Here is a 25,259-nt window from a genome sequence, read left to right as displayed (position 1 = left end):
CGAGAAGCTACTGCCTGCCGTCGCGATCGCGACGGGCCAGCTCGGCGAACATCGCGTTGTGCGCGGCCAGGTCGGCGTCGTGGTCACGCTCAGCGGCTCTGTCACCGCGCCTGGCGTCGCGATCGTCGCTGCGGGACCACTGGATCAGCAGTGCGAGCATGACCAGCACCAGAGGCACCTCGCCGGTTGCCCACGCGATGCCGCCACCGAGCTTCTGGTCCCCCAGTAGGTCGGAGTTCCAGTCGAGGCCGAGCGTGCGGTAGAACCAGGCACCCATGACGGTGTTCATGCTCATCAGCGCCACACCGAAGAACGCGTGGAACGGCAGTGAGCCGAACACCACGGCGAGTTTGGTGACCGGAGCAATCTTGCGCGGAGACGGATCGACGCCGATGACCGTCCAGTAGAACAGGTATCCGCTGAGCACGAAGTGCAGGTTCATCAACAGATGAGCTCCGTGACTGTCCAGTACGGCCCCGAAGATTCCGCCGAGATAGAGCACGTAGAAGCCGCCCACGAAGATCAGCGCCGCGACGAGCGGGTGGGTGACGAACTGCGACAGTCGACTGTGCAGGCCCATCAGCAACCACTCGCGCATCCCCGGGACGCCGTCCTTGCCTGCCGCGGGCAGGACACGCAACGCCAACGTCAGTGCACCACCGAGCGCGAGCAGAACCGGCGCGAGCATCGACAGCATCATGTGTCCGGTCATGTGCACGCTGAACACTGCCGTGGAATACCGTCCGATGCCCGAAGACGTACTGATCAGCAGTGTGAGGCAGCCCAGGACCCAGGCGACGGTGCGACCGACGGGCCACGCGTCGCCGCGCAGTCGCAGCCGACGGACCCCGATCAGATACACGACGGCCAGGACGATCGCGGCGGTGCCGAAGATCAGGTCGAAGCGCCAGTCGAAAGCCATACGGGCGAACGTCGGCGGTCCGCTGAGGTCGTATCCGAGCGCGGCCTCGGTCGGCGTCAGGTTGGGGTCGATCTCGGCGGGCGGTGGTGTTCGCCCGAGGCCGACGGCCAGACCGACGGTCGCGGCGAGAACGAGCACCTCGGCCCCGGCGAACCGGAGCAGCGGTCCACGGGCGGTGGGATCGGCGATCAGTGCGGGCAGAGCGCGGCGCCGCTGCATCCAGCCGAATCCGCCGAGCACGATCAACGCGAGAATCTTGCCCACGATCAGCAGGCCGTACGTCGTGGTGAACAGGTCGGCGAGGGACACCCGAACCAGGGCGTTGATGACTCCGCTGATGCCCATGACGACGAAGCAGACGCCGGCGATCGTGGAGAACCGCCGAGCAGCGACGTCGGTGTGCGCGCCGCGTCTGCGGACATGTGCAAGCAGTGCGAACAGCCCGCCCGCCCACAACGACGCGGCACCGAGGTGCAGGATCAGCGAGTTGGTCGCGATGTCGTGCGATCCGCCCGCCGAGGAGTGACCACTGAGCGCAATGGGCAGCAGAGTGGCCAGCGAGAATCCGAGCAGCGCAGGCGTCCAGGACCACCGCAGTACCGTCCGCGATGCAATGGCGACGACGACGGCCATGATGGCCGTCCAACGCCACGCACTGGCGATCTCCACCTGATCCAGCGCGATCCACAGATTCGCCGGCTTCACGGCCTCGGCGAACGGCTGGCCGGAGGTGTCGGACAGCGTCAACGGCACGAGGAGAAGCGCACATACGGCCCAGACGATGGATGCGACCGAGCCGGTGCGAACCGCCCGGTAGCCGTCCACGTCGAGCACGCCGTTCTTCTGCGGCGGAACCAGGAACGCCGCCAGCAGGAACGAGCCGACCGCGATGACCGCTGCGATCTCACCGATCGCACGCAGGGCGGGCAGTCCGTAGGTGGTGGCCGGGCCGGGATCAGGGATACCGAGCAGGACCAACGCGTCCGACGCGGACAGCATGACGATCAGGGCAGCGACGACACCGGCGATGACGCCGGCAGTGACGAACACCGACGTCGTTGTCGAGCGGGGATCTGCACTGCCCGCACCCTCGTCCGACCGCACATCGCCGGTGGAGTCCCCGGCGTGCGACGGGTCGGTCTTGTCGAGATCCGGTGTGGCCATACCACCAGAGTAAGAGGTGTTCGGCAGTACTCGAAACGAGAGTCCTACACAGCGTCGTACTTTGCCCCGTCCTCGGCGTCCAGCGAGTCGTGGTGGATGCGTCCGTGCTGCTGCCGGAGAGGCGTGCCGCTCCCGCCCCATCTCTGGGCGATGATCTCCGCCGCAATGGACACCGCGGTCTCCTGCGGCGTGCGTGCACCCAGGTCGAGTCCGATCGGGCTCGACAATCGCGCGAGTTCGGTCTCGGTCACTCCTGCCGCCCGTAACCGGGCGATGCGGTCGTCATGGGTTCGCCGCGAGCCCATCGCTCCGACGAACGCCAGGGCCGGAATCCGCAACGCCACTTCGAGCAGTGGCACATCGAACTTCGGGTCGTGAGTCAACACACAGACCACGGTCCTCTCGTCCAACTCCCCCGCCGCCCACTGTTGGTTCAGGTAGTCGTGCGGCCACGCGACCACCACCTGCTCGGCAGCGGGAAAGCGCTGCGGGGTCGCAAACACGGATCGGGCGTCGCAGACGGTGACGCGGTAGCCCAGAAAGGCACCCTGCTGCGCAACCGCCGCAGCGAAGTCGATGGCACCGAACACGAGCATTCTCGGCGACGGCGCATGACTGGACACGAACACCTGCATTCCCCGACCGCGGCGCTGGCCGTCGGTTCCATACGTCAGAACAGTCGAACGTCCCGCTGCAAGTAGCCCTTTCGCGTCGTCGGCAATGGCGGCGTCCGCCCGCGAGCTGCCGAGGGAACCGCGAATACCCGACTCCGTCAGAACTGCTCTCCGACCGACCCGTGTTGCGTCGGCATGAGCGATCACGGTGGCCACTGCAACCGGGACGTTGCGGCGCACGTTCGCCACGACGTCACCGAACTCGGGAAAGGTGTGCTTCGACACCGCCTGCACGAACACATCCAGCGTTCCCCCACACGTGAGCCCGACTGCGAATGCGTCGTCGTCCGACACCCCGTATCGAGTGAGTATCGGGGTACCGGACTGCATCACGTCCTGCGCCGACTCGTACACGGCACCCTCGACGCAGCCGCCGGACACCGAACCGGCGACCGCACCGTCCTGGCCGACCATCATCGACGCACCCACAGGACGCGGCGCGGAGTCGAATGTCTGCACGACCGTTGCCACCGCGGCCGCGTCGCCGGTCTGCCAGGCGTGCAGCAGCTCGTCCAGAATGTCGTGCATCGAACCTCCTTCGGGTGCCGGCCGGAACGTCTACGACATCACAGGCTTCCCCCTGCACTGCTCCCTCAACCCATGCCGGTGTGATCGCCGTAGGCGGAAAGGTACACTCGTCAACCGTGCTCGAGCGGGCCTGTCCGCGCGTGCCAGCCTCCGTAGCTCAGGGGATAGAGCAAGGGCCTTCTAATCCCTTGGTCGCAGGTTCGAATCCTGCCGGGGGCACCCTCTGACCAGCGCGAACGCTGGCCGACTCGCGTTACTGTGGTTGACTTCGCGTAACGAAGGGTTACACGTGCATCAGCTCACTCTCGGAGTCCTCTCACGTTCGCGCAAGCCCGATGAGCGTCGACTACCGATTCATCCTCTTCATTTCGATCGCATCGACGCCGACATTCGAGGCCGAATGTTCCTCGAATCCGGCTACGGCGAACCGTTCGGAATCTCCGACGAGCACCTGGCCACGCAGGTCGCGGGTATCGGCACCCGCGCCGAGCTCATTGCTCTATGCGACGTGATTCTGCTGCCGAAGCCTCAGGCCGAAGATCTCGAGTCTCTTCGACCCGGCCAGACGCTCTGGGGTTGGCCGCACTGTGTGCAGGACGAAAGGCTCACCCAGATCGCTGTCGATCGCAAACTCACGCTGATCGCCTTCGAGGCCATGAACCACTGGACGCAGGACGGCTGGTTCAATCTTCATGTGTTCCACAAGAACAACGAATTGGCCGGGTACTGCTCGGTGCTGCACGCATTGCAGCTGATCGGTTCCACCGGGGACTACGGCCGCAGGTTGCGGGCCGCTGTCATCGGTTTCGGAGCCACGGCTCGCGGCGCGGTCACCGCGCTCAGTGCACACGGGATTCACGACGTCGATGTCCTCACTCAGCGTGGGGTCACGGCGGTGGGTTCGCCGATCCACTCGGCCAACATCGTCAATTTCGATCTCGACGACGCCGATCCCCGCCAGAGCCGAGCTCTGACTCCCGACGGTCGAATCCCACTCTCGCAGTTTCTGTCCGACCACGATGTGATCGTCAATTGCGTACTGCAGGATACGAACTCACCACTGACGTTCCTGACGAACGAGGACCTGCCCACATTGACTCCGGGCACCCTGGTCGTGGACGTCTCGTGTGACGAGGGAATGGGATTCGAATGGGCTCGGCCCACGTCGTTCGCCGACCCGATGTTCACCGTCGGTGACAACGTGCACTACTACGCCGTCGACCACAGCCCGTCCTATCTGTGGAATTCGGCGACGTGGGAGATCAGCGAATCGTTGCTGCCTTACCTTCGCGTGGTTCTCGACGGGCCCGCAGCGTGGAGCGAGGACGTCACCATCGAGCGTTCCATCGAAATCAGGGAGGGTGTCATCGTCAACCCCAATATCCTTGCCTTCCAACATCGCAGTGCGGAGTACCCGCACACTGCAGCATGAGCGTCACGTGGGTCGAGGACGGCATCGAACGGTCCGCGCGATGGCAGTCGGAGAACGGTGCGCCGCCACCACGGGTGGTGCGGATCGTCGACGACGCGACGACGGCGGACGTGGCCTACAAGCTGGCGACGATCGGCGAGTCTCTGCTGTGGCGTGGCGATTACAACAACGCTCGCCAGCTCCTGTCGGCCATGACGCGGCGGGTACCACCGGCCACACAGCCCGAGAACGCGTCGCCCGCCGAGCGGTTCCACCTGCATCGTCAGTACCAGGCGCGGCGCGCACGGGTATTGGGAATGCTACTGGTGCAACTCGATTCGGATCTACGGCTCGATCTCGGCCGAGCGCCGGAGGTGCGATCGGCCGTAGCGGAAGCACTGGGTCCCGATGCCTCGGCCTGCGTGCTGTCACTCCGGGAACTGCTCGGGATCATCGGCGCACACGAGTGGCGCCGCAAGGGAGTGTTCGTGCCGGCGCTGGACGCGTCCGTTCATCCCCACTACGGAGTGTTCTCGCCTGTCCGCGGTGAGTACATCCAGCTCGTCGCCGACGCACCGCTACCTGCCACGGACCGGGCTTTCGACATCGGGACGGGCTCGGGTGTGCTGGCTGCGGTACTCGCGCGCCGGGGCGTACCTGCGGTGGTGGCGACCGACAAGGACCCCCGATCGGTCGCGTGCGCCCGCGCCAATCTCGACGCACTCGGGTACAGCGATCGGGTCGAGGTGGTGCAGACCGACATCTTCCCGAGCGGCCGCGCGGGATTGATCGTCTGCAACCCGCCGTGGATCCCCACCAAGCCGACGTCGGGGATCGAGCATGCCGTCTACGATCCCGGTTCTCGCATGCTCAAATCGTTCCTCAGCCGCCTCGGCGGGCATCTGACGCCCGACGGCGAGGCCTGGTTGGTGTTGTCCGACCTCGCCGAGTTGCTCGGATTGGTCACGCGCACAGACCTTCTCGCGTCGATCGACAAGGCCGGCCTGACCGTCGTCGACCGGATGGACACCGTGCCATCGCATTCTCGAGCGACCGACGCCTCCGATGTTCTGCACGAAGCTCGGTCGCGCGAGACCACGTCACTGTGGAGACTGCGCCGCCGCTAGCCATCCACGCCCGACACGAGAAAGCCGCCCGAGCAATGCTCGGGCGGCTTCGTCGATCGTGCGGTGAGTCAGTGCCGGTCGCGGGTCTCGAACTCCCCGTTGATCACGGTGCCCAGCGGCGCATCACGCTCGGCCTTCTTCGCGGCCTCACGCATTTCGATTCCATCGGTGATCAGATCACCGATCTCGCGAGTGACGTCACGGACCGCTCCGGCGATGATCACCACGATTCTGCCGACGTGTGTCGCCGCAGACTCGGTGAAATCCTGCACGGTGTCCTTGTTGCGCTCGAACCTTCCCACCACCAGGACCGCCCCCTTCGAAGTCGTCACGCTGCGTCGGTCTTCTTACGCTCGACGATAACACTGGCCGGGGCAGCCGATCCGGTGAGCGAGTTGGGCAGAGCGAGCTTGAAGATCTTGCCCCACACGGTGCCGATCTGGTGGAAGAAGCCGCCGGTGTTGTACGGCAGGTCGTACTTCTGGCACAGAGCCTTGACCTCGGGTGCGATCTGCGGGTAGCGGTGCGCGGGAAGATCCGGGAAGAGGTGGTGCTCGATCTGGTGCGAGAGGTTGCCGGACATGATGTGGAACAGCGGCGAACCCTCGATGTTGGCCGATCCGAGCATCTGACGGACGTACCATTCGCCCCGGCTCTCGTCGGCGGTCTCTTCCTGACTGAAGGTCTGCACCCCCGTCGGGAAGTGGCCGCAGAAGATTATCGAGTACGTCCACACGTTGCGGATCAGGTTCGCAGCAACGTTGCCGACCACGGTCGAGGCGAAGAACGGCCCGGTCAGAGCGGGAAAGATGACGTAATCCTTGAGAGCCTGCTTGCCCGCCTTGCGCCACATTCCCTGCAGCAACGGCTTGACGTCGTGCCACTTCCTCTTGCCGGCGACGATGTTCTCGGTCTCGAGGTCGTGCAGCATGACGCCCCACTCGAAGAACGTCATGAGCAGGAATGCGTAGACGGGGTTGCCCAGGTAGTACGGGTTCCACTTCTGGTCCTGATCCATGCGCAGGATTCCGTACCCGATGTCGCGGTCCATGCCGACGATGTTGGTGAACGTGTGGTGCATGTAGTTGTGCGAGTGCTTCCACTGGTCTGCCGGGCAGACGGTGTCCCACTCGAACACCTCGGAGTTCAGGCCCGGCTCACGCATCCAGTCGTACTGGCCGTGCATGACGTTGTGGCCGATCTCCATGTTGTCGAGGATCTTCGCGACGCCGAGTGCGCCGACACCGGCGAGCCATGCCGGCGGGACGAAAGGCAGGTACATCAGTGCGCGTCCGGTGATCTCGAGCCCGCGCTGCGCCTTGATGATCTTGTAGATGTATTCGCGGTCCTCGTCGCCCAGTTTGGCGACGGTGCGGGCCCGCAGGTCGTCGAGTTCGCGGCCGAGCTCTTCGACCTGTTCGTACGTCAGTACGGTCGGCTCGTCGGGCAGCGTTTCGTTGCGTCGGAAGGGAATGACGGCGGTGGGCAGGATCGAGAGAATCGTTCCGAGCATCTGCTGATCTCCAATTCGATCGGGTGGTGGGCGGGAGCTCCGGGACTAGATGTCGATGTCGACGTCGCCGACGGCAACGGACACACAGAGCTGGATCTTCTTGTCGGATTCGGTGTCGGTCTCACCGGTCTTGATGTTCTTGGTGCAGCCGGACTTCTTCACCGAGGTGCAGGTGAAGCAGATGCCCATTCGGCACCCGTTGGCCGGCGACAGACCGGCTCCCTCGGCTTGTTCGAGCAACGTTGCACCGTCGTTCTCGGCGGCGACGTCACTTCCGGAGAACGTGGTGGTTCCCGTGACGTCGTCGCTCACGGTGGCGAAGGACGGTGTGAATTCCTCGAGGTGCAGTCGGTCGCCGAGCCCTGCGTCGTCGAAGAACGACGTCACGCCCTTCATCAGCCCGGGTGGACCGCACAGGAAGGTGTCCGCGTCTGCGAACCACGGCGCCACGGCGTCGAGATGCTCTTTGCCGAAGAACCCGTGCAGGTCCCCGCCGGTCGTCTGCTCGGTGTATGCGAAGACGAGGTTCACATTGTCGTGCTCGGCGGCGATCTTCTCGAGCTCCTGCTTGTACGCGACGTCGTTCTCGGTGTACGCGTAGTGCAGGAAGGTCAGGTCGCTGCTGTACCCCTCGTCCAGCAGCGACCTGAGCATGGACAGCACGGGCGTGATGCCGCTGCCGCCGCTGATCAGCAGCGTGCGCGCCGGGCGTGGCTGGGGAAGCTTGAACGTGCCGTCCGCCTGCGACAGGCTGACGACGAGGCCGACGTGCGCGTTCTTGTGCAGATACTGCGAGACCAGCCCCTCGGGGTGCGCCTTGATCGTCAGCTCGATTCGGCCGTCCTTGCGGTACTGCGAACAGGCCGGCGAGTAGCAGCGAGTCTGACGTACGCCGTCGATGACCACCCCGACCTGAACGAACTGGCCGGCCTGAAAGCCCTTCCACTGTCGGGTGGGGCGGATGGTGAGCGTGAGCGAATCTTCGGTGGACCGGTGTATCTCGGTCACTTCACCGCGCAGATCACGAACGGTCGTCATGGGGTCGACCAGCTCCAGGTACCGATCGAGCGCGTGGGGCGTGGCCATGGCCTCGAACAGGGAAAGAAGCGAGAACTTGCGCGAACCCGTGGGTCGCGTCGGACGTTCTTGAAGCGTCATTCCATCCTCCCTAACCGGATCGAACCCTACGACCCATTCAGTGAACGATTGTGCACTAACATGAGTGTGACAGAGCGACACCGGTACCTGTCAACGTTTATGTGACCGCCATTACAGACCTCATGTGAAGTTCACGGGGACCGCGGAAGCAACCGGAGGGGAGATCACAGAGTGCCCGCCCATAAACTGGACGCCGTGACAGAACCGGGTACCCGCGCGGAGCGCAAGGAGCGCACGCGGCAGGCCTTGATCGACGGCACACTCGATCTGCTTCGCGAACGGTCGTTCGCGAGCGTGAGCCTGCGTGAGGTCGCGCGGTCCGCCGGCATCGTCCCCACCGCGTTCTATCGACACTTCGCGTCCATGGAAGACCTCGGGGTCGCGTTGGTCGAGGACAGCATGCGCATGCTGCGCCAGATGCTGCGCGACGCCAGACGCAACCCGAGTACCAAGACGGCCACCGAATCCTTCGGCATCCTGGTTCGTCAGGTCCGCAGCCACGAGGATCAGTTCCGCTTCCTCAGTCGCGAGCGCTACGGCGGAGTCACCGAGGTACGTCGCGCGTTCGCCACCGAGCTCCGGCTGTTCGTCAGCGAGCTGACCATCGACCTCTCTCGCATGCCCGGTCTCGAACGATGGGACGTCTCCGATCTCGAGATGACGGCCGACCTCCTGGTCTCGACGATGCTGACGGCGGTGGTCGGTCTGTTGGAGATCGACCGGCCGGGTAGTCAGAACGAGAAAGACCTCATCGAACGCACCGAGAAGCAGATCCGGATGATCATGCTGGGGATGAGCAAATGGGAACCGCGACGGGCCTGACCGTCGGGCACGAGCGCGAGCCGCGAAGGAGCATCATGACCACCGAGGTACACATCGGCGAGTACACGTTCGAGCTGGCACAGGCAGGTCCCGTCGACGGCGTACCCGTCGTTGCGCTGCACGGCTTTCCACAGACCAACGCGTCGTGGTCGCGGGTGACCCCCGAATTGACGGCCGCGGGCTGCCGCGTCCTGGCCCCCAACCAGCGGGGCTACTCCCCCGGTGCCCGCCCGATCGGCGTCGAGCACTACCGCATCGAGCGTCTCACCGAGGACGTCCTCGGCCTGCTCGACGCCTTCGACCTGAACTCGGCGCACCTGGTGGGCCACGACTGGGGTGCTGTGGTCGCCTGGCATGTCGCTGCCGAGTATCCCGACCGAGTCCGAAGCCTCACTGCCGCATCCGTTCCGCATTCCGCGGCGTTCAACTGGGCCATTCGCGAGGACCCGGACCAGCAACAGCGGTCGCAGTACTTCGGTTTGCTTCGCGAACCCGAGAAGGCCGAGCGAGTACTGACCGAGAACGACGCGCAACGGCTCCGCGCGATGTTCGGGGCCGAGAGCCTGGACGACGAATACGTACGGCATCTGACGGTGCCGGGAGCACTGACCGCTGCGTCGAGTTGGTATGCCGCGATGACGCGGGAGTTCGCGAACCTACCTGCGGTGACGGTGCCGACCACCTACGTGTGGAGCAACGGCGACACCGCCATCGGTCGAGCCGGCGCGGAGCGCTGTGGCGAGTTCGTCGATGCACCGTACCGATTCGTCGAACTCGACGGCATCTCCCACTGGATCCCCGAGGAAGCCCCCGACAGACTCGCAGCCGAGATCTTGGATCGTATCGGGTCGGTCTAAACCTGTTCCGGGGCGCGAACTTGCAGCAATGCCAGCAGCCCGGCGGCGAGGACGATGATCAGCCCGGCGATACCTGCGCGGTCGGCGTCGAACATCCACACGAACAGCCCGAACAGCGAGGGCGCGAGAAACGACGCGGCCCGACCCGTCGTCGCGAACAGTCCGAAGAACTGACCCTCGCGCCCGGGCGGTGCCAGTCGGGCCAGGAAGGTACGCGCAGACGATTGCGCGGGCCCCACGAACAGGCACAGGATCAGCCCGAAGATCCAGAACATCGTCGGTCCCGACACGAACAGCAGAATGGTTCCGGCACCGATCATGGACGTGAGCGAGAAGACGATGACCTTCTTGGGTCCGATTCTGTCGTCGAACCGCCCGGCGACGATGGCACCGAGGCCTGCGATGACATTGGCGGCGACGCCGAACAGCAGTACGTCCGCCGCGCCGATGCCGTAGACGCTGACGGCGAGAACGGCTCCGAAAGTGAACACGCCCGCCAGTCCGTCTCGGAACAGTGCGCTGGCGATCAGGTAGTAGACGGCGCGCCGATCTGCGCTCCACAACTCGCGCACATCACGAAAGAGAACGCGATAGGACTCCGCGAAGCCGGCCTGTGCCGCCTCGGGATCGGCGATGGCCCTGGGTACTTCGGGAACTGCGAACATCACCGGGATGGCCGAGACCGCGAACCAGACGGCCGCCAGCACGGCGACGAGCCTGATGTTGAGCCCTCCGTCGGTGCTCAGCCCCAGCAGGCCCCGAGTGTCGCCGTCCCCGACGATGAAACCGAGGTAGCACAGAAGCAGTAGGACGATTCCACCGAAATAGCCCATCGCCCAACCGAATCCGGACACGCGTCCGATATTGGCCGGGGTGGAGACCTGCCGCAGCATCGAGTTGTACGGAATACTGGCCAGCTCGAACATAATGGATCCGAGACCGAGCAGCAGCAGCCCCAGCCACAGATAGTGGTAGTCGTCCTGTACGAAGAACAAGCCGGCCATGGCCACGACCGTCAATGCGGTCAACAGCCCCAGCAGCCATTTTCTCTTGCCGCGGGCGTCGAAGTACTGCCCGCACACCGGTGCCAGCAGTGCGATGACGACGCTCGACAGCGCGATGGACCAGCTGAACCACGTGGTCGCCGAGATGGATCCGGGTAGGTCGTCACCGACGGCATCGGTGAGATACACCGAGAACACGAACGTGAGAATGACGGCATTGAACGCGGCCGATCCCCAGTCCCAGAACCCCCAGGCGGTGACCTGCTTACGCGTTGTGGCGACTCCGACGACAGCGGCCTCCGGCTGGGTTCCCATGGTTGCCAACACTAGCCCGCGACGGGCCCATGTTTGGGTGCACCTAGTTGCATAGTCACCACGTTGCATACATACTCTCGGGTGTGGCTTTGGAACACGCGATTCTGGTCTCCCTCACCGAGCTGAGCGGCTCGGGGTACGAGCTCGCCCGACGGTTCGACAAGTCCATCGGCTTCTTCTGGAGTGCAACTCACCAGCAGATCTACCGCACTCTGACGCGGATGGATGGAGCGGGCTGGATCACCGGTGAGGCAGTCGCGCAGGACGGCCGACCCGACAAGAAGGTCTATTCGGTCAGCGCTGCGGGCCGAGCCGAGCTCGATCGGTGGATCGCCGCACCGACCGATCCTTCGCAGCTTCGCGAAGAACTCGCCGTGAAGATTCGCGGAGCGGCCAACGGTGACATCGAAGCGTTGAAAGTCGAAGTCGCCCGCCACCGCGACGTACATGCCACCCGTCTCGACGTGTATCGACTGATCGAGAAGCAGGACTTTCCGGCCCCCGCTGCCCTGACCGGTACCGCGCTGCATCAATACCTGGTGCTCCGCGGCGGGATTCGTGTCGAAGAAGGATTCACCGAATGGTGCACCGAGGTATTGGAGAAACTGTGAAGACCGAGCAGACCACTGGTCCGTACCCGATTCTGTTGTCGCCGTTGGACGTCGGCGCAACCACGCTGAAGAACCGCGTGATCATGGGATCGATTCACACCGGCCTCGAAGATCGCGCCCGCGACACCGGCCGCCTGGCGGCCTACTTCGCCGAGCGTGCCCGCGGCGGAGTCGCACTCATCATCACCGGGGGTTACGCCCCCAATCGCACCGGGTGGCTGTTGCCGTTCGGGGCCAAGCTGACCAACCGCATCGAGGCCCGTCGGCACCGCAGGATCACCACTGCCGTGCACCGCGAAGGCGGCAAGATCGCGCTCCAGATCCTCCATGCCGGACGCTATTCCTACCAGCCGCTGAGTGTGTCGGCATCGTCGATCAAGGCTCCCATCAATCCTTTTCGGCCCAGGCGATTGACCTCGAGGGGCGTTCGCTGGCAGATCAGAAACTTCGTGCGGTGCGCCCGACTCGCACAGAGCGCCGGCTACGACGGCGTCGAAATCATGGGCGGCGAAGGCTACTTCATCAACCAGTTCCTCTCCGAGCGCACCAACAAGCGACGCGACGAATGGGGTGGTTCTGCGGAGAACCGTCGCCGAATGGCAGTCGAGATCGTGAAACAGACGCGGGCTGCGGTTGGCCCGGACTTTCTCATCGTGTTCCGGCTGTCGATGGCCGACCTCGTCGAGGAGGGCCAGAGCTGGAACGACATCGTCGCCCTCGCCGAGGACGTCGAGGCCGCAGGCGCGAACATCATCAACACCGACATCGGCTGGCACGAATCGCGGGTGCCGACCATCGTCACCTCCGTCCCCAGGGCGGCGTTCGCCGACATCACCGGCAAGCTCGAAAAATACGTGAGCATCCCCGTCGCCGCGTCCAACCGCATCAACATGCCCGAGATCGCCGAGAACATCCTCGCCCGCGGCGACGCGCAGCTGATCGCCATGGCCAGGCCGATGCTCGCCGATCCGTTCTGGGTCGAGAAGGCTGCTTCCGATTCCGCGGATCGCATCAACACCTGCATCGCCTGCAATCAGGCCTGCCTCGATCACGCCTTCGTACACAAGAAGGTCTCGTGCCTGGTCAACCCTCGCGCCGGTCGCGAGATCGACCTGCAGTTGTTGCCGACGAAGAAGACCAAGAAGGTGGCGGTCGTCGGGGCCGGGCCCGCCGGACTGTCTGCGGCGCTCACCCTTGCGCAACGCGGACACGCCGTCAGCCTGTTCGAGGCCAGGAGCGAGATCGGCGGCCAATTCGGTATCGCCCGTCTGATTCCCGGCAAGGAAGAGTTCGCCGAGACCATTCGCTACTTCTCCACCGCTCTGCGCGACGCGGATGTTGCGGTACACCTCGATACTCGGGTCACCGCCGCAGAACTCACCGCGGGCGAATTCGACGAGGTGGTCCTGGCCACCGGTGTCACTCCCCGGATGCCGCAGATCTCAGGTATCGATCACCCGTCCGTGCTCTCGTACGCGGAACTGGTGCGCGACGGTAGGGCCGTCGGCGACCGGGTCGCGGTCATCGGTGCCGGCGGCATCGGCATCGACATCTCCGAGTTCCTCACCACCGACGCCTCCCCCACGCTGGACCTGAAGGAATGGAAGCAGGAGTGGGGAGTCACGGAGCCCGAGGCCGCGCCGGGCGCGTTGACCACCCCGGTGCCTGCCGCATCTCCTCGGGAGGTCTACCTCCTGCAACGCAAGCCGGGACGTATCGGGGCCGGTCTCGCGAAGACCACCGGGTGGGTCCACCGCGCAGCGTTGAAAGCGAAAGGCGTGCATCAGCTTTCGGGGGTGAACTACGAGAAGATCGACGATGCGGGCCTGCACATCTCGTTCGGCGAGAAGCACGAACGCCCACGCTTGCTCGAGGTCGACACCATCGTGATCTGCGCGGGCCAGGAGTCGGTTCGGGATCTGGTCGACGAGCTGAAGGCAGCGGGTACCACCACGCACATCATCGGCGGTGCGGACGTGGCGGCAGAGTTGGACGCCAAACGGGCGATAGAGCAGGGCACCCGGCTCGCGGCCACGATCTGATCTGTCCGCTAGCCTGTCTCACCGTGAGCCTGCCCAAGCCCAGCCCCGATGCCCGCGCCGTCGTCACCGGAGCCTCCTCCGGTATCGGTGAAGCCCTGGCCACCGAACTCGCCACCCGTGGTCACTCGCTGATCGTCGTGGCCCGACGCGGCGAACTGCTCGAGGCGCTGGCCGCGAAGCTCACCGCCGATCACGGCGTCACCGTCGAGGTGCGGGCGTCGGATCTGTCCAACCGCGAGCAGCGCCAGGAGCTGGTCACCGAGCTCTCCGAGCGTGAGATCTCGATCCTGTGCAACAACGCAGGCATCGCGACGTTCGGACCGGTGGCCGGGCTCGATCCCGCGTACGAGCGTGATCAGGTGGAGCTCAATGCCGTTGCCGTACACGACCTCACGTTGGCGGTCATGCCCGGCATGATCGGTCGCGGAGCAGGCGGCATCCTCATCACCGGTTCTGCGGCGGGCAACATGGCCATCCCCAACAACGCGACCTACGCCGCGACGAAGGCCTTCGTCAACACGTTCTCGGAGTCACTGCGCGGTGAGCTCGCGGGCACCGGCGTCAACGTCACCCTGCTCGCTCCAGGCCCGGTCCGCACCGAGACACCCGACCCGGCCGATGCGTCGATCGTCGACAAGATGGTCCCGGACTTCCTGTGGATCGACAGCGCCTACACCGCGAAGCTGTCACTGGACGGCCTTGCGAAGAACAAGATGCGCGTTGTGCCGGGTCTGCTGAGCAAGGGCATGTCGGTAGCCGGGCAGTACAGCCCGCGCAGCATTTCGGCGCCGATCATCGGCAGCTTCTACAAGAAGCTGGGCAACTAGTACCCGAATCCTGGTCGTTCTGCGGGCTCCTCTCCCGACTGAGCAGGCTCAGCGCCGCCGACGCCGTCGTCCGGTTCCGAAGATGCTGCGCGAGATTTCCCGCCCGGCGGCCGAGGCAGCCGATCGAAGGAAGCTCTTGACCGCTGGGTTGCCCATGATGCGCTCCGCGGCCGACGGCCCGTCCGGCTCGCTCGGGGGTAGATCCGGCAGATCGGCGGGCAGCGGTGGGATATCGAACTTCTCTGCCGGAGCGGGCACGTCGGTCACGCGAGCGTTCATCCGCTCGTAGGCCGACTCGCGATCGATCGTCTCGCGGTACTTGGCGGACAGGGTGCTCGACGACGCGGCGGCCGCGATGGCGTCGTTGCCGATGGTGTCCATCAGGGACCGGGGCGGACGAATCTTCGTCCACGCCACGGGCGTCGGAGCCCCCTTCTCAGAGAGCACCGTCACGATCGCCTCGCCGGTTCCCAACGACGTCAGTGCCTTCTCGAGGTCGTACGCGTCGGTCTTGGGGTAGGTGCGCACCGTCTTGTTCAGTGCTTTCTGGTCGTCGGGAGTGAAGGCGCGCAGAGCATGCTGGATTCGCGCACCCAGTTGGGAGAGAACGTCGTTGGGGACGTCGGTGGGCAGCTGCGTGCAGAAGAAGACGCCGACGCCCTTCGAGCGAATGAGCTTGACGGTCTGTTCCACCTGCTGCAGAAAGGCTTTCGACGCGTCGGCGAAGAGCAGATGCGCCTCGTCGAAGATGAACACGAGCTTGGGTTTGTCGACATCGCCCACCTCGGGCAACGTCTGGAACAGGTCGGCGAGCACCCACATCAGGAAGGTGGAGAACATCACCGGACGTGACGCCTGAGCGCCGAGCTCGAACAGGGTGATGACGCCTCGTCCGTCGGGTCCGACGCGGAGCAGGTCCTCGGTCTCGAGTTCCGGTTCGCCGAAGAAGGTGTCGCCGCCGTCGGCCTCGAGATTGGCCAAGGCACGCAGGATGACTCCGGCGGTCGCCGACGACACACCGCCGATGCCTTTCAGGTCGGCCTTGCCTTCGTCACTCGTCAGATGCATGATTACCGACCGCAGGTCCTTGAGATCGAGCAAGGCAAGTCCCTGGGAATCGGCCCAGTGGAAGATCAGCCCCAGGGTCGACTCTTGAGTGTTGTTGAGCCCCAACACTTTGCTGAGCAAAATCGGTCCGAACGCGGTGATCGTGGCCCGCACCGGCACCCCGATCCCCTCGGTGCCGAGCGAGAGAAATTCCACCGGGTGTCCGGCGGGAGCCCAGTCCGTCAGGCCGGTGTCCGCAGCGCGGCTGCGGATCTTGTCGTTGTCTTCGCCCGGCGCGGACAAGCCCGAGAGATCTCCTTTGACGTCGGCCATGATGACGGGAACCCCTGCGGCAGAGAGCTGTTCGGCTATCCCCTGAAGCGTCTTGGTCTTGCCGGTTCCGGTGGCCCCGGCAACGAGACCGTGCCTGTTCAACGTCGCCAACGGAATACGAATGCGGGCAGCGGGGTCGGTGACACCGTCCAGAACGACGGTTCCCAGTTCCAATGCCGCACCTGCCGATGTGTATCCGGCGGCGATCTCGCTTGCTTTACCCTGCACCGCCGGTGCCGACCCTTGCTCTGCGGCACGCGCCTCGGCCTCGGCGGCGTCGGCCGCAGCCAAAGCTTCGGCAGCCACCCGTGCGGCTTCCACGGCCGCCGCTTTGGCCGCCTTCGCCTTCTCGGCAGGGCTGAGCGTGGGTGCCGGCTGCGTCGGGTCGCCTGTCATGTCCGCATCCTTTCGTGAACGTGCGCTGAAGTGAACGGGGTCGATCGCCACCGCAAACCCTAGTGGCTGTGGTGCGCGCACTACTGTGGAGCGAGTGCAGGACAAACTCGTGTGGATCGACTGTGAAATGACCGGCTTGGACCTGAGCAAGGACAAGCTGATCGAAATCGCGGCGTTGGTGACCGACAGTGAGCTCAACATCCTCGGGGAGGGTGTCGACATCGTCATCCACGCCGACGACGATGCGTTGGCGAACATGCCGGCCGTCGTCACCGACATGCATGCCAAGTCGGGCTTGACCGACGAGGTGCGCGCGTCGACGGTGAGCCTGGAGGAAGCCGAGCAGCGCGTGCTCGCGTACATCAAGGAGCACGTCCCGGTGGCCGGAACGGTTCCGCTCGCGGGAAACTCGATCGGGACCGATCGTGGATTCATCTCTCGCGACATGACCGCGCTCGACACCTACCTCCACTACCGAATGATCGACGTCAGCTCGATCAAGGAACTTTCCCGAAGGTGGTACCCACGGATCTACTACGGGCAGCCGGCCAAGGGCCTTGCGCACCGCGCCCTCGCGGACATCAAGGAGTCGATCAAAGAGTTGCAGTACTACCGCCGGACGGCCTTCGTGGCTCCGCCGGGGCCCTCTACCAGCGACATCGCAGCAGTTGTTGCCGAACTCGACACGCAATCGGGGGCGGATTAGCAACCTCGGATTCAACCCGCTAGTATTGTCGACGCTGCTGATGCAGAGCCCGAAAAGGTTCTGCGGACGCGTGCAATGGTGGGCGTAGTTCAGCTGGTAGAGCACCAGGTTGTGATCCTGGATGTCGCGGGTTCGAGTCCCGTCGCTCACCCCATACGAAGAAGGCCGGTCTCCTCGCGAGACCGGCCTTTTTTGTGCATTCACTCCACCGTTCGCCAGGGTGTTCGAGCGGACGGTGCGTACCCACCCTGACCTCGAATTACGTTGTTGTAATTCACTTTTCGAGTTTCTTATGGGGTTTCTGTGACGTACGGTTACCAATGGCACTTTTGGGGAAGAAAAGTACCAACGTGATTCATGTGTTTTCTGCTACGTGAGTTCAGCGTGCCCCGAAGCGTCACCGAACATGCTCGACGCCCAGCTCGCACCCATCCGACGGGTGCACGGCGGGCAGAGACGAGGAGGCTTTTTCGTGGGTCGCAGAATGCACAGAGTCATAGCGGGTTCGATCTTGTCGGCAGCACTGTGCATCGGCACAACCGGCTTGCTCAGCCCAGCGGTGGCCACCGCTCAACCCACGATCGAATTACCTCAGATCCCGATCCCCCAGCCCGATGCGCAGCAGCGGGCCGCAATACTCGCCGCGGTGCTCGACGCCACCGGTGTGCTCATCAATCAGGTCGCGGCGATCGTTCTCGACGGCGACGTGCTGTCGGTGCCGGATACCGCAACTCCCGCGGATGTACCCGAGATCGAACTTCCGAGTGCACCGCCCACGGTGGGGCTCGGCGGTGCCGTGCTCCCGATCGACGCTGGCAAATACCGCATCACTTCGGGTTACGGCGGACGCAACAATCCGACCGGGAACGGTGCTCAGTACCACCAGGGCGTGGACCTGGCTGCCGACAGCGGAACCCCGATCCACGCGGTCACCGGCGGAACCGTCGTTCAGGCCGGAGACGCGGGCGACGGCTACGGCAAGCTCGTTCGGGTGAAGAGCGGAAACACCGAGACCTACTACGGCCATCAGTCCAGCCTCGCCGTGTCGGTCGGTGACGAGGTGGCACCGGGAGATGTCCTCGGTGCGGTCGGCAGCACCGGAAATTCGACGGGACCGCATCTGCACTTCGAGGTCCGCAACAACGGCTCGAGCATCGAACCGGTCGCGTACCTGAAGACACTCGGGATCGACCCGTCGCTCTACCAGACCCGCGATCGAAGCTGATCGACACCGATCAGACAGTGGTGGCGTTGCCCGCTTTCCACTCGTCCCACGGAATGTTCCAGTCGCCGAGGCCATCGGTGCCCGACAACGTTCCACCGACCGTGTTCTTCACCACGACGATGTCACCGCGTTTGGTGTTGTCGTAGACCCACTTGGCGTTGGTCGGACTGAGGTTCAGACACCCGTGCGAGGCGTTGGAGTAGCCCTGCTGCCCCACCGACCACGGTGCGGAATGAAAGAAGATGCCGCTGTAGGACATTCGCGTCGCCCAGTCGACCGGAGTCCGGTACCCGGTGGACGAATTGACCGGCACACCGTAGGTCGACGAATCCATGACGAGATGCTCGAATCGATCACCGATGATGTAGACGCCGTTGTCCGTCGGGGTGGAGTCCTTGCCCATCGACGTCGGCATCGTGATGACATCCTGGCCGTTGACGTTGAACGTCACCTGCTTGGTGTTGTCGTCCGCAGTGGCAATGACCGCGTCGCCGATCGTGAACGACGTCGTCGCATTCTCCTGGCCGTAGATGTCGTCACCGAGATCACGCCCGTACACGTTGACGGCCACGTCGACCTTGGTGCCCGGTGCCCAGTAGTTCTGCGGTCGCCAGCGAACCTCTTTGTTGTTCACCCAGTAGAACGCACCTTCCACGGCCGGCGTCGTGGTGACCGTGATCGCATTCTGGGCAGCAAGCTTGTCGGTGATCGCCTCGTCGAACTGGACCGCGACAGGCTGCCCGATACCCACCACGTCGCCCGGGTTCGGCAGAACGTAGGGCTTGGTGAAATTGCCCGGCTGGCTGGTGGTGAAGCTCGACACCGTGCTCGACGATCCTCCGAGTCCGTACGCATCGGCCTGCACTCGATACTCGCGGTTGTAGCCGAGGGGTTCGGTGTTGGTCCACGACAGCCCGTCCGGAGCAATGGCTCCCGATACCGGCTCGCCGTCGGGGTTGAGCATGGTGACCGAGGACAACTTGCCGTCGGCAACCGAGACGGTCACCGGGTCCGCCGGTGAGAATCCGACTGCTCCGTCGAGCACGCTCGCGGTCAGCTTCGGTTTCATCAATTCGGTCATCGGGTTGGAATCGATCGGAACGGAGGGTTCGGAGATGTCCGTCTGCGAGCTGCACCCGGACAGCACCGCCACCGAAGCGACAACTCCCACCGCGGCGAGAACGAATCCTCGAGACACCCTCATGAACACACCACTTCCCACTTCGAGCCCGACCCGGACGATTCTGCCAGCGCAGAATCCACACATTCCACTCGACAGCCCGTTCGACGAATAACGTTCGAGTACCAATCGCACTGCAGAAAGTTGGTGTTACCTCCCTGCCACACAGAGCGGTGCCGCGAACGCACATCACCGCCTCGTTCGACGCCCGGTGAGGACAACGTCATATCCGGCTAACCGATGTGTAATGGCCGCGCACACTGCACCGGGCACTGTGGAAGCCATGGTCACCACGGTGAAGACGCTCTGCGCATACTGCGGCGTGGGATGCGGCATGGTGCTCGAGGTCGGTGGGCCGTCGGCGGCGAAGTCCCAGTCGAGCTCCCGGTCGACGCTGCCGACCGGGCCCACGGTCACCAAGTCGGTCGGCGACAAGACCCACCCGGCGAACTTCGGCCGACTGTGCACCAAGGGAAGCACCACCGCAGACATGCTTGCCGCGCCGGGCCGCCTCGACAAGGCTCGGATTCGCCACCGGCGCGGTGACCGGCCGGAGAGTACGGACACCTCGGTGGCCATCACCGATACTGCCCGCAGGCTCCGCACGATCCTCGACGAACACGGACCCGATTCCGTTGCGCTGTACGTATCGGGGCAGATGTCGATCGAGGCTCAGTACCTGTCGAACAAACTGGCCAAAGGGTTCATCGGTACCAATCAGATCGAATCCAACTCACGATTGTGCATGGCCAGCGCGGGGACCGGCTACAAGCAGTCACTCGGAGCCGACGGTCCGCCGGGGTCGTACGAAGACTTCGACAACGCCGACGTGTTCCTCGTAATCGGCTCCAACATGGCCGACTGCCACCCCATCCTGTTTCTGCGAATGATGGACCGGGTCAAGGCCGGTGCGAAACTGATCGTGGTCGATCCGCGGCGCACCGCCACCGCCGACAAGGCGCACCTGCACCTCATGCTCGAACCGGGATCCGATCTGGCGCTGCTCAACGGCCTGCTGGCTCTGATCGTCGACAGCGGAAACACAGACCCTGACTTCATCGCCCAGTTCACCGACGGCTGGGACGCGATGCCGGAGTTTCTTCGCGACTACACCCCTGAGAAGGTCTGCGCTGCAACCGGTCTCGCCGAGGAAGATCTGCGTGCCGCAGCGGAGATGATCGGGACTGCAGAGAACTGGATGAGCTGTTGGACGATGGGACTCAATCAGTCCACCCACGGCACCTGGAACACCAACGCACTGTGCAATCTCCACCTGGCAACGGGTGCTATCTGCCGGACCGGAAGCGGCCCCTTCTCGTTGACCGGTCAGCCGAACGCGATGGGTGGCCGGGAAATGGGATACATGGGCCCCGGACTGCCGGGCCAACGGGCGGTCACCAACGACACCGACCGCGCCTTCGTCGAGCAGGCCTGGAAAATCCCGCCCGGAACACTGCGCACCGACGTCGGTGGTGGAACCATCGAGATGTTCTCGAAGTTGGCTGCGGGCGACATCAAAGCTTGCTGGATCATCTGCACCAATCCTGTTGCGTCCGTCGCCAATCGAACAACCGTGATCGACGGTCTCGAACGTGCCGAACTGGTGATCACCCAAGACGCCTTCGCCGACACCGAGACCAACCGATACGCCGATGTCATGCTGCCCGCCGCGCTGTGGACCGAGGCCCATGGTGTCATGGTCAACTCCGAGCGGAACCTCACGCTGTTCCAGCCGGCTGTCGAAGCACCCGGCGGAGCACTCCCCGACTGGAAGATCATCGCCGACATGGCCTGCGCTCTCGGCTATTCCGAGTCGTTCACGTACTCCAGCGCCGAAGAGATCTTCGAGGAGATCAAGCAGTTCTCGAACCCCGCCACCGGTTACGACATTCGCGGCGTCACCTACGACGGGCTCCGCGATGGTTCGATTCAGTGGCCGTGCCCGCCCGGGTCGACTACCACCAGACACCCCATCCGGTACCTCAACGACGGAGTGAGCCAAACCCTGCGGGTGTCGGAGGACGGCTCGATTCCTGCCCTGTCGTTCCCCACCGCGAGCGGTCGAGCGCAGTTTCTCGCCCGACCCGCCATGGCACCGGCCGAAATGCCGGACGACGACTATCCGTTCCTGCTCAACACAGGGCGACTCCCCCATCAGTGGCACACCATGACCAAGACCGGCAAAGTCGCGAAGCTGAACAAACTGAACCCCGGCCCGTTCGTGGAAATACACCCGACCGATGCGGGCCGGCTCGATCTGTCCGACGGCGATACCGTCGAACTGTCGTCGCGTCGAGGCCGTGCAGCACTGCCCGTTGTCGTTACCGACCGAGTGTTACCCGGAGGCTGCTTCGCGCCGTTCCACTGGAGCGACGAGTTCGGCGAATCCCTGGCGATCAACGCGGTGACCAATGACGCCGTCGATCCCTACTCGCAGCAACCCGAATTCAAGGCCTGCGCCGTGTCGCTGACGAAAGTATCTGCTGCTCAATCGGATTCGCCCGATACGTCCGAGGACGTGCACGATCCGGTCGACGCTCTCGCCGTGTTGGTCGGCCGCCCGAGCCGACCCGCAAAACCTTTCACCGTCATCGAGCAAAGTTACATGGCCGGCCTGCTGGAGGGACTTCGGACCGACGCAGGTCGCTCCGCGCCGGGAATCCCCACGTTGCCCGAACGGACCCCGCTGACTCCCGAGACGCACGCGTGGCTCGACGGTGTTCTCGCAGGCCTGTTCTCGCGCACTCCCTCGCCGGGCACCGAAGCAACCGCCGGGGACACCTCGTCGGCAGCGGGCAGACCACTGCTCCTGCTGTGGGCCTCGCAGACGGGAACTGCCGAGGAGTTCGCCCAGTCCAGTGTTTCTCATCTGCGAGCTGCTGGGTCTGCCGTCACCGAACACTCCATGGACTCGTTCACCGCAGACCGACTACCGGCCGAGGCCGACGTGTTGATCGTCAGCAGTACCACCGGGGACGGCGAAGCACCCGACAACGGCGCAACCTTCTGGGAGAGCCTGACAACCGATTCGGTACCCGCACTGGACGGAATCCGTTACGCCGTGCTGGCGTTCGGCGACTCGAGTTACGCAGACTTCTGCGGGCACGGCCGCAAGATCGACGAACGCCTCGAGCAACTCGGTGCGCGGCGACTACTCGGCAGGGTCGACCTCGAGCCCGACTACGAGAACGAGGCCGCCGAGTGGCTCGACTCGGTGAGCGCGCTGCTGGCAGGTGACTCGCCAACGTCCGACCCCGCCAACGCGCCGGCCGAGCCTGGGGCACCCGCACGTCGGCCTGCGGCCGCTGACGTAGGACCGCGGTACAGCAAGAAGTCGCCCTTCGTGACCACTCTCGTTCGGAATCGAGCGCTCACCGCACGCGGATCGCTCAAGGACGTCCGTCAACTCGGATTCCACCTTCCTGCGGGCACCCTCGAATACGAGGTGGGTGACGCACTCGGGGTCTGGCCTCGCAACAGTGACCAGTACGTGCAGGAGTGGCTCAGTGCCACCGGACTCGACGGTGACGCCGTCGTCGAACTGGCCGAGCACGGTGAAATGCCGCTCCGTACGGCGTTGGGTCGGCACCTCGAGATCGCCCGTGCCACACCGGATCTGTTGAAGTTCGTACACCGGCGTACCGCGGACGACGACCTCGAGGCCATGTTGCATCCGGACAACAGACACACGCTCGCCGACTGGATGTGGGGACGGCAATCGATCGATGTACTTGCCGCACATCCGGTTCGCGCGTCGGTGGACGATTGGCTCGGCGTTCTCAAGCCGTTGCAGCCGCGTCTGTATTCCATCTCGTCGAGCCCGAAGGAGAATCCAGAGGAGGTGCAGGTGACCGTCTCGGCTGTGCGATACAACGTGCACGGTGTCGCTCGACGCGGGGTGTGCTCGACGTATCTGGCCGACCATGCCGCCAACCATGACATCGGGATATTCGTACAGAAATCGACCCATTTCAAACCGCCCGAGGATCCCGCCACGCCGATGATCATGGTCGGTCCCGGCACCGGCATTGCACCGTTCCGGGCGTTCCTGCACGAGCGGCGCGCGCTCGGGCACACCGGCCCGAACTGGCTCTTCTTCGGCGAACAGCACGCGGACACCGACTTCTACTACCGCGACGAACTCACCGCGATGCTGAGCGACGGGTCGCTCGACCGTCTCGACGTCGCCTTTTCCCGGGATCAGAAGGACAAGGTCTACGTGCAGGATCGCATGCGTGAACACGGCAGCGAGCTGTGGAACTGGATTCACCGAGGTGCCCACTTCTATGTCTGTGGCGACGCGTCGAGAATGGCCAAAGACGTGGATGCGGCCCTGAAAGGCGTGGTCGCACAGCACGGGAAACTGGCCCCGAGCAGCGCCGAGGCGTACGTCAAGGCTCTCGCTGCGGAGAAGCGGTACGTGCGCGACGTCTACTGATCCGCAGCCACCAGCGGCGGGACAGTGCGCAGGAGGAAGGCGATTTGGTCTGCGACCACCTGCTCGAAGTCAGCACCGAGATAGATGTCGAAATGGCCTGCGTCGTAGGTTTCGATCTCGCCGAGCGGGGCTGTCCGGGCGTATCGCAGGGTGGCCTTCGCCGGTGCCACAGAATCCGTGTTGCAGACGACGAAGAGTATCGGGCAGCGGGCGTCCTTCGCTCGACGTCCGGGCCGATGGCGCACGATCTGCAGCGCGAAGCGGGCGGCAACCCGATTGTGGAACGACTCGTCGGAGTCCGGAGCGAGCGCGAGGTACCCGTCGTAACTGTCGGGTGACGTCATCAATGCGGTAGTCCCCGGTCGTCCGGCGGTCGCCACCATCACCGGCGGCCGCCCGATCACCGATCCCAGCAGATCGCACACAGCCCGCACGGACAGTTTGACCGAGGTCCATGTGTTCGAAGCGAGCCCGGAGGCAATGCCGTCGGTGAACGGACACTGCGCGACCACCGCGGCGACACGCTGATCCCGTGCTGCCGCGACGATGACGTGGCCACCGCCGAACGACGAGCCCCACAACACGATTCGCGAACCGTCCACGTCCTGCCGACCCCGGGCGCACGCGATCGCTGCCGCCCAGTCCTGCAACTGGGACTCGATATCGAGCAATTGTCGCGGTCGCCCGCCACTGTCTCCGAAGTACCGATAGTCGAACACCAGGCACGCGTAGCCCTCGGCGCGAAATCGTTCTGCGTAGGCGTCGAGTCGCATTCCCCGGGTTCCGCCGAGACCGTGCGCCACGACGATCACCGGGGCCGGCTCGGTGCTGTCGGGCAGGTACAGCCACGCCGCACAGTCGACGCCGTTCGAGTCGAACGTGATGTCCTTACGATCAGGGACCGCGCCCCCCGGCTGCGAATTCATGGGCGAACCATAGCCCACGAACACCGGCAGCGG

General features: G+C 64.5%; 19 protein-coding genes and 2 tRNA genes. 12 read left to right on the top strand and 9 right to left on the bottom strand.

Annotated elements, in window-relative coordinates:
• Positions 1-7: 7 nt before the first annotated feature.
• On the bottom strand, positions 8-2,086 hold the full coding sequence (locus CH266_RS18400) for a cytochrome c oxidase assembly protein (protein WP_027497602.1): 2,079 nt from the start codon (positions 2,084-2,086) through the stop codon (positions 8-10).
• Between the two features lie 44 nt (positions 2,087-2,130).
• Entirely contained in the window at positions 2,131-3,288 is a 1,158-nt protein-coding gene (locus tag CH266_RS18395) for an XdhC family protein (RefSeq protein ID WP_032368220.1), read from the bottom strand.
• A gap of 146 nt (positions 3,289-3,434) precedes the next feature.
• On the opposite strand from CH266_RS18395, the gene CH266_RS18390 reads away from it, so the two are divergent.
• The 3 genes from CH266_RS18390 (at position 3,435) to CH266_RS18380 (ending at position 5,826) form a co-directional block, all read left to right on the top strand.
• Positions 3,435-3,507, top strand: a tRNA-Arg gene (locus CH266_RS18390).
• Between the two features lie 70 nt (positions 3,508-3,577).
• A complete protein-coding gene (locus CH266_RS18385) occupies positions 3,578-4,720 on the top strand; it encodes a N(5)-(carboxyethyl)ornithine synthase (RefSeq protein ID WP_094715899.1) in 1,143 nt (380 codons plus the stop codon).
• Positions 4,717-5,826 (top strand): methyltransferase, encoded by a 1,110-nt coding sequence (locus CH266_RS18380; protein WP_027497605.1) that lies wholly within the window; start codon positions 4,717-4,719, stop codon positions 5,824-5,826. Before CH266_RS18385 ends, CH266_RS18380 begins: the two co-directional genes overlap by 4 nt.
• A gap of 68 nt (positions 5,827-5,894) precedes the next feature.
• On the opposite strand, the gene CH266_RS18375 is transcribed toward CH266_RS18380, so the two are convergent.
• The 3 genes from CH266_RS18375 to CH266_RS18365 are packed head-to-tail and all read right to left on the bottom strand — an operon-like array spanning position 5,895 to position 8,497.
• Positions 5,895-6,131, bottom strand: a complete 237-nt coding sequence (locus CH266_RS18375) for a hypothetical protein (RefSeq protein ID WP_027497606.1) — start codon at positions 6,129-6,131, stop codon at positions 5,895-5,897.
• A 23-nt stretch (positions 6,132-6,154) separates the two neighbouring features.
• Positions 6,155-7,339, bottom strand: coding sequence for a fatty acid desaturase family protein (locus CH266_RS18370; protein ID WP_032368223.1), 1,185 nt, complete (start codon positions 7,337-7,339; stop codon positions 6,155-6,157).
• 45 nt (positions 7,340-7,384) lie between these two features.
• Positions 7,385-8,497, bottom strand: a complete 1,113-nt coding sequence (locus CH266_RS18365; protein WP_032368224.1) for a ferredoxin reductase — start codon at positions 8,495-8,497, stop codon at positions 7,385-7,387.
• Between the two features lie 195 nt (positions 8,498-8,692).
• Here CH266_RS18365 and CH266_RS18360 point away from each other — a divergent pair, with 195 nt between their 5' ends.
• Both CH266_RS18360 and CH266_RS18355 read left to right on the top strand, forming a co-directional pair.
• Positions 8,693-9,319: a TetR family transcriptional regulator gene (locus tag CH266_RS18360; RefSeq protein ID WP_027497609.1), complete on the top strand. Its 627-nt coding sequence runs from the start codon at positions 8,693-8,695 to the stop codon at positions 9,317-9,319.
• 35 nt (positions 9,320-9,354) lie between these two features.
• Positions 9,355-10,176, top strand: a complete 822-nt coding sequence (locus CH266_RS18355; protein ID WP_094716030.1) for an alpha/beta fold hydrolase — start codon at positions 9,355-9,357, stop codon at positions 10,174-10,176.
• Here CH266_RS18355 and CH266_RS18350 read toward each other — a convergent pair.
• Positions 10,173-11,495, bottom strand: a complete 1,323-nt coding sequence (locus CH266_RS18350; RefSeq protein WP_094715898.1) for an MFS transporter — start codon at positions 11,493-11,495, stop codon at positions 10,173-10,175. The two genes, CH266_RS18355 and CH266_RS18350, sit on opposite strands and share 4 nt — an antisense overlap.
• A gap of 83 nt (positions 11,496-11,578) precedes the next feature.
• On the opposite strand from CH266_RS18350, the gene CH266_RS18345 reads away from it, so the two are divergent.
• The 3 genes from CH266_RS18345 to cmrA are packed head-to-tail and all read left to right on the top strand — an operon-like array spanning position 11,579 to position 14,975.
• Positions 11,579-12,106, top strand: coding sequence for a PadR family transcriptional regulator (locus CH266_RS18345; RefSeq protein WP_027497612.1), 528 nt, complete (start codon positions 11,579-11,581; stop codon positions 12,104-12,106).
• Entirely contained in the window at positions 12,103-14,148 is a 2,046-nt protein-coding gene (locus CH266_RS18340) for an NADPH-dependent 2,4-dienoyl-CoA reductase (protein ID WP_255175953.1), read from the top strand. The genes CH266_RS18345 and CH266_RS18340 overlap by 4 nt, the downstream gene beginning before the upstream one ends.
• 23 nt (positions 14,149-14,171) lie before the next feature.
• Positions 14,172-14,975, top strand: a complete 804-nt coding sequence (gene cmrA, locus CH266_RS18335) for a mycolate reductase (protein WP_032374479.1) — start codon at positions 14,172-14,174, stop codon at positions 14,973-14,975.
• Positions 14,976-15,023: 48 nt separating this feature from the next.
• Here the strand turns inward: cmrA and CH266_RS18330 are convergent, their stop codons facing one another.
• Positions 15,024-16,751: a helicase HerA-like domain-containing protein gene (locus CH266_RS18330; protein WP_094715896.1), complete on the bottom strand. Its 1,728-nt coding sequence runs from the start codon at positions 16,749-16,751 to the stop codon at positions 15,024-15,026.
• Between the two features lie 94 nt (positions 16,752-16,845).
• On the opposite strand from CH266_RS18330, the gene orn reads away from it, so the two are divergent.
• From orn to CH266_RS18315, 3 genes are all read left to right on the top strand, one after another.
• A complete protein-coding gene (gene orn, locus CH266_RS18325; protein ID WP_027497616.1) occupies positions 16,846-17,457 on the top strand; it encodes an oligoribonuclease in 612 nt (203 codons plus the stop codon).
• Positions 17,458-17,535: 78 nt separating this feature from the next.
• Positions 17,536-17,611: transfer RNA gene (locus tag CH266_RS18320), tRNA-His, on the top strand.
• Between the two features lie 330 nt (positions 17,612-17,941).
• Positions 17,942-18,682 carry a M23 family metallopeptidase gene (locus CH266_RS18315; protein ID WP_205912818.1) on the top strand — a complete coding sequence of 247 codons (741 nt, stop codon included), beginning with the start codon at positions 17,942-17,944 and terminating at the stop codon, positions 18,680-18,682.
• 10 nt (positions 18,683-18,692) lie between these two features.
• Here the strand turns inward: CH266_RS18315 and CH266_RS18310 are convergent, their stop codons facing one another.
• The gene (locus CH266_RS18310; RefSeq protein WP_032370364.1) at positions 18,693-19,886 is read right to left on the bottom strand and encodes a L,D-transpeptidase; all 1,194 of its coding nucleotides are present in this window, start codon (positions 19,884-19,886) and stop codon (positions 18,693-18,695) included.
• 223 nt (positions 19,887-20,109) lie between these two features.
• Between CH266_RS18310 and CH266_RS18305 the strand changes: the two genes are divergently transcribed.
• Complete coding sequence (locus CH266_RS18305) at positions 20,110-24,300, top strand: bifunctional nitrate reductase/sulfite reductase flavoprotein subunit alpha (RefSeq protein WP_094715895.1); 4,191 nt, start codon at positions 20,110-20,112, stop codon at positions 24,298-24,300.
• On the opposite strand, the gene CH266_RS18300 is transcribed toward CH266_RS18305, so the two are convergent.
• Complete coding sequence (locus tag CH266_RS18300; protein WP_094715894.1) at positions 24,294-25,226, bottom strand: alpha/beta hydrolase; 933 nt, start codon at positions 25,224-25,226, stop codon at positions 24,294-24,296. The genes CH266_RS18305 and CH266_RS18300 overlap by 7 nt on opposite strands.
• Between the last annotated feature and the right edge of the window lie 33 nt (positions 25,227-25,259).

It is taken from the genome of Rhodococcus sp. 06-1474-1B (genome assembly GCF_002258885.1).
Taxonomy (GTDB): domain Bacteria; phylum Actinomycetota; class Actinomycetes; order Mycobacteriales; family Mycobacteriaceae; genus Rhodococcoides; species Rhodococcoides fascians.
The sequence above is the reverse complement of the archived record's forward strand: the minus strand, read 5'-3'. Positions and strand labels throughout refer to the sequence as shown.

Bases quoted from the DNA above. Each gene is read 5' to 3' on its own strand.
- CH266_RS18400 (WP_027497602.1), bottom strand. From the start codon at position 2,086: ATGGCCACACCGGATCTCGACAAGACCGACCCGTCGCACGCCGGGGAC.
- CH266_RS18395 (WP_032368220.1), bottom strand. From the start codon at position 3,288: ATGCACGACATTCTGGACGAGCTGCTGCACGCCTGGCAGACCGGCGAC.
- CH266_RS18380 (WP_027497605.1), top strand. From the start codon at position 4,717: ATGAGCGTCACGTGGGTCGAGGACGGCATCGAACGGTCCGCGCGATGG.
- CH266_RS18370 (WP_032368223.1), bottom strand. From the start codon at position 7,339: ATGCTCGGAACGATTCTCTCGATCCTGCCCACCGCCGTCATTCCCTTC.
- CH266_RS18365 (WP_032368224.1), bottom strand. From the start codon at position 8,497: ATGACGCTTCAAGAACGTCCGACGCGACCCACGGGTTCGCGCAAGTTC.
- CH266_RS18355 (WP_094716030.1), top strand. From the start codon at position 9,355: ATGACCACCGAGGTACACATCGGCGAGTACACGTTCGAGCTGGCACAG.
- CH266_RS18350 (WP_094715898.1), bottom strand. From the start codon at position 11,495: ATGGGAACCCAGCCGGAGGCCGCTGTCGTCGGAGTCGCCACAACGCGT.
- CH266_RS18330 (WP_094715896.1), bottom strand. From the start codon at position 16,751: ATGACAGGCGACCCGACGCAGCCGGCACCCACGCTCAGCCCTGCCGAG.
- CH266_RS18315 (WP_205912818.1), top strand. From the start codon at position 17,942: ATGCACAGAGTCATAGCGGGTTCGATCTTGTCGGCAGCACTGTGCATC.
- CH266_RS18310 (WP_032370364.1), bottom strand. From the start codon at position 19,886: ATGAGGGTGTCTCGAGGATTCGTTCTCGCCGCGGTGGGAGTTGTCGCT.
- CH266_RS18305 (WP_094715895.1), top strand. From the start codon at position 20,110: ATGGCCGCGCACACTGCACCGGGCACTGTGGAAGCCATGGTCACCACG.
- CH266_RS18300 (WP_094715894.1), bottom strand. From the start codon at position 25,226: ATGAATTCGCAGCCGGGGGGCGCGGTCCCTGATCGTAAGGACATCACG.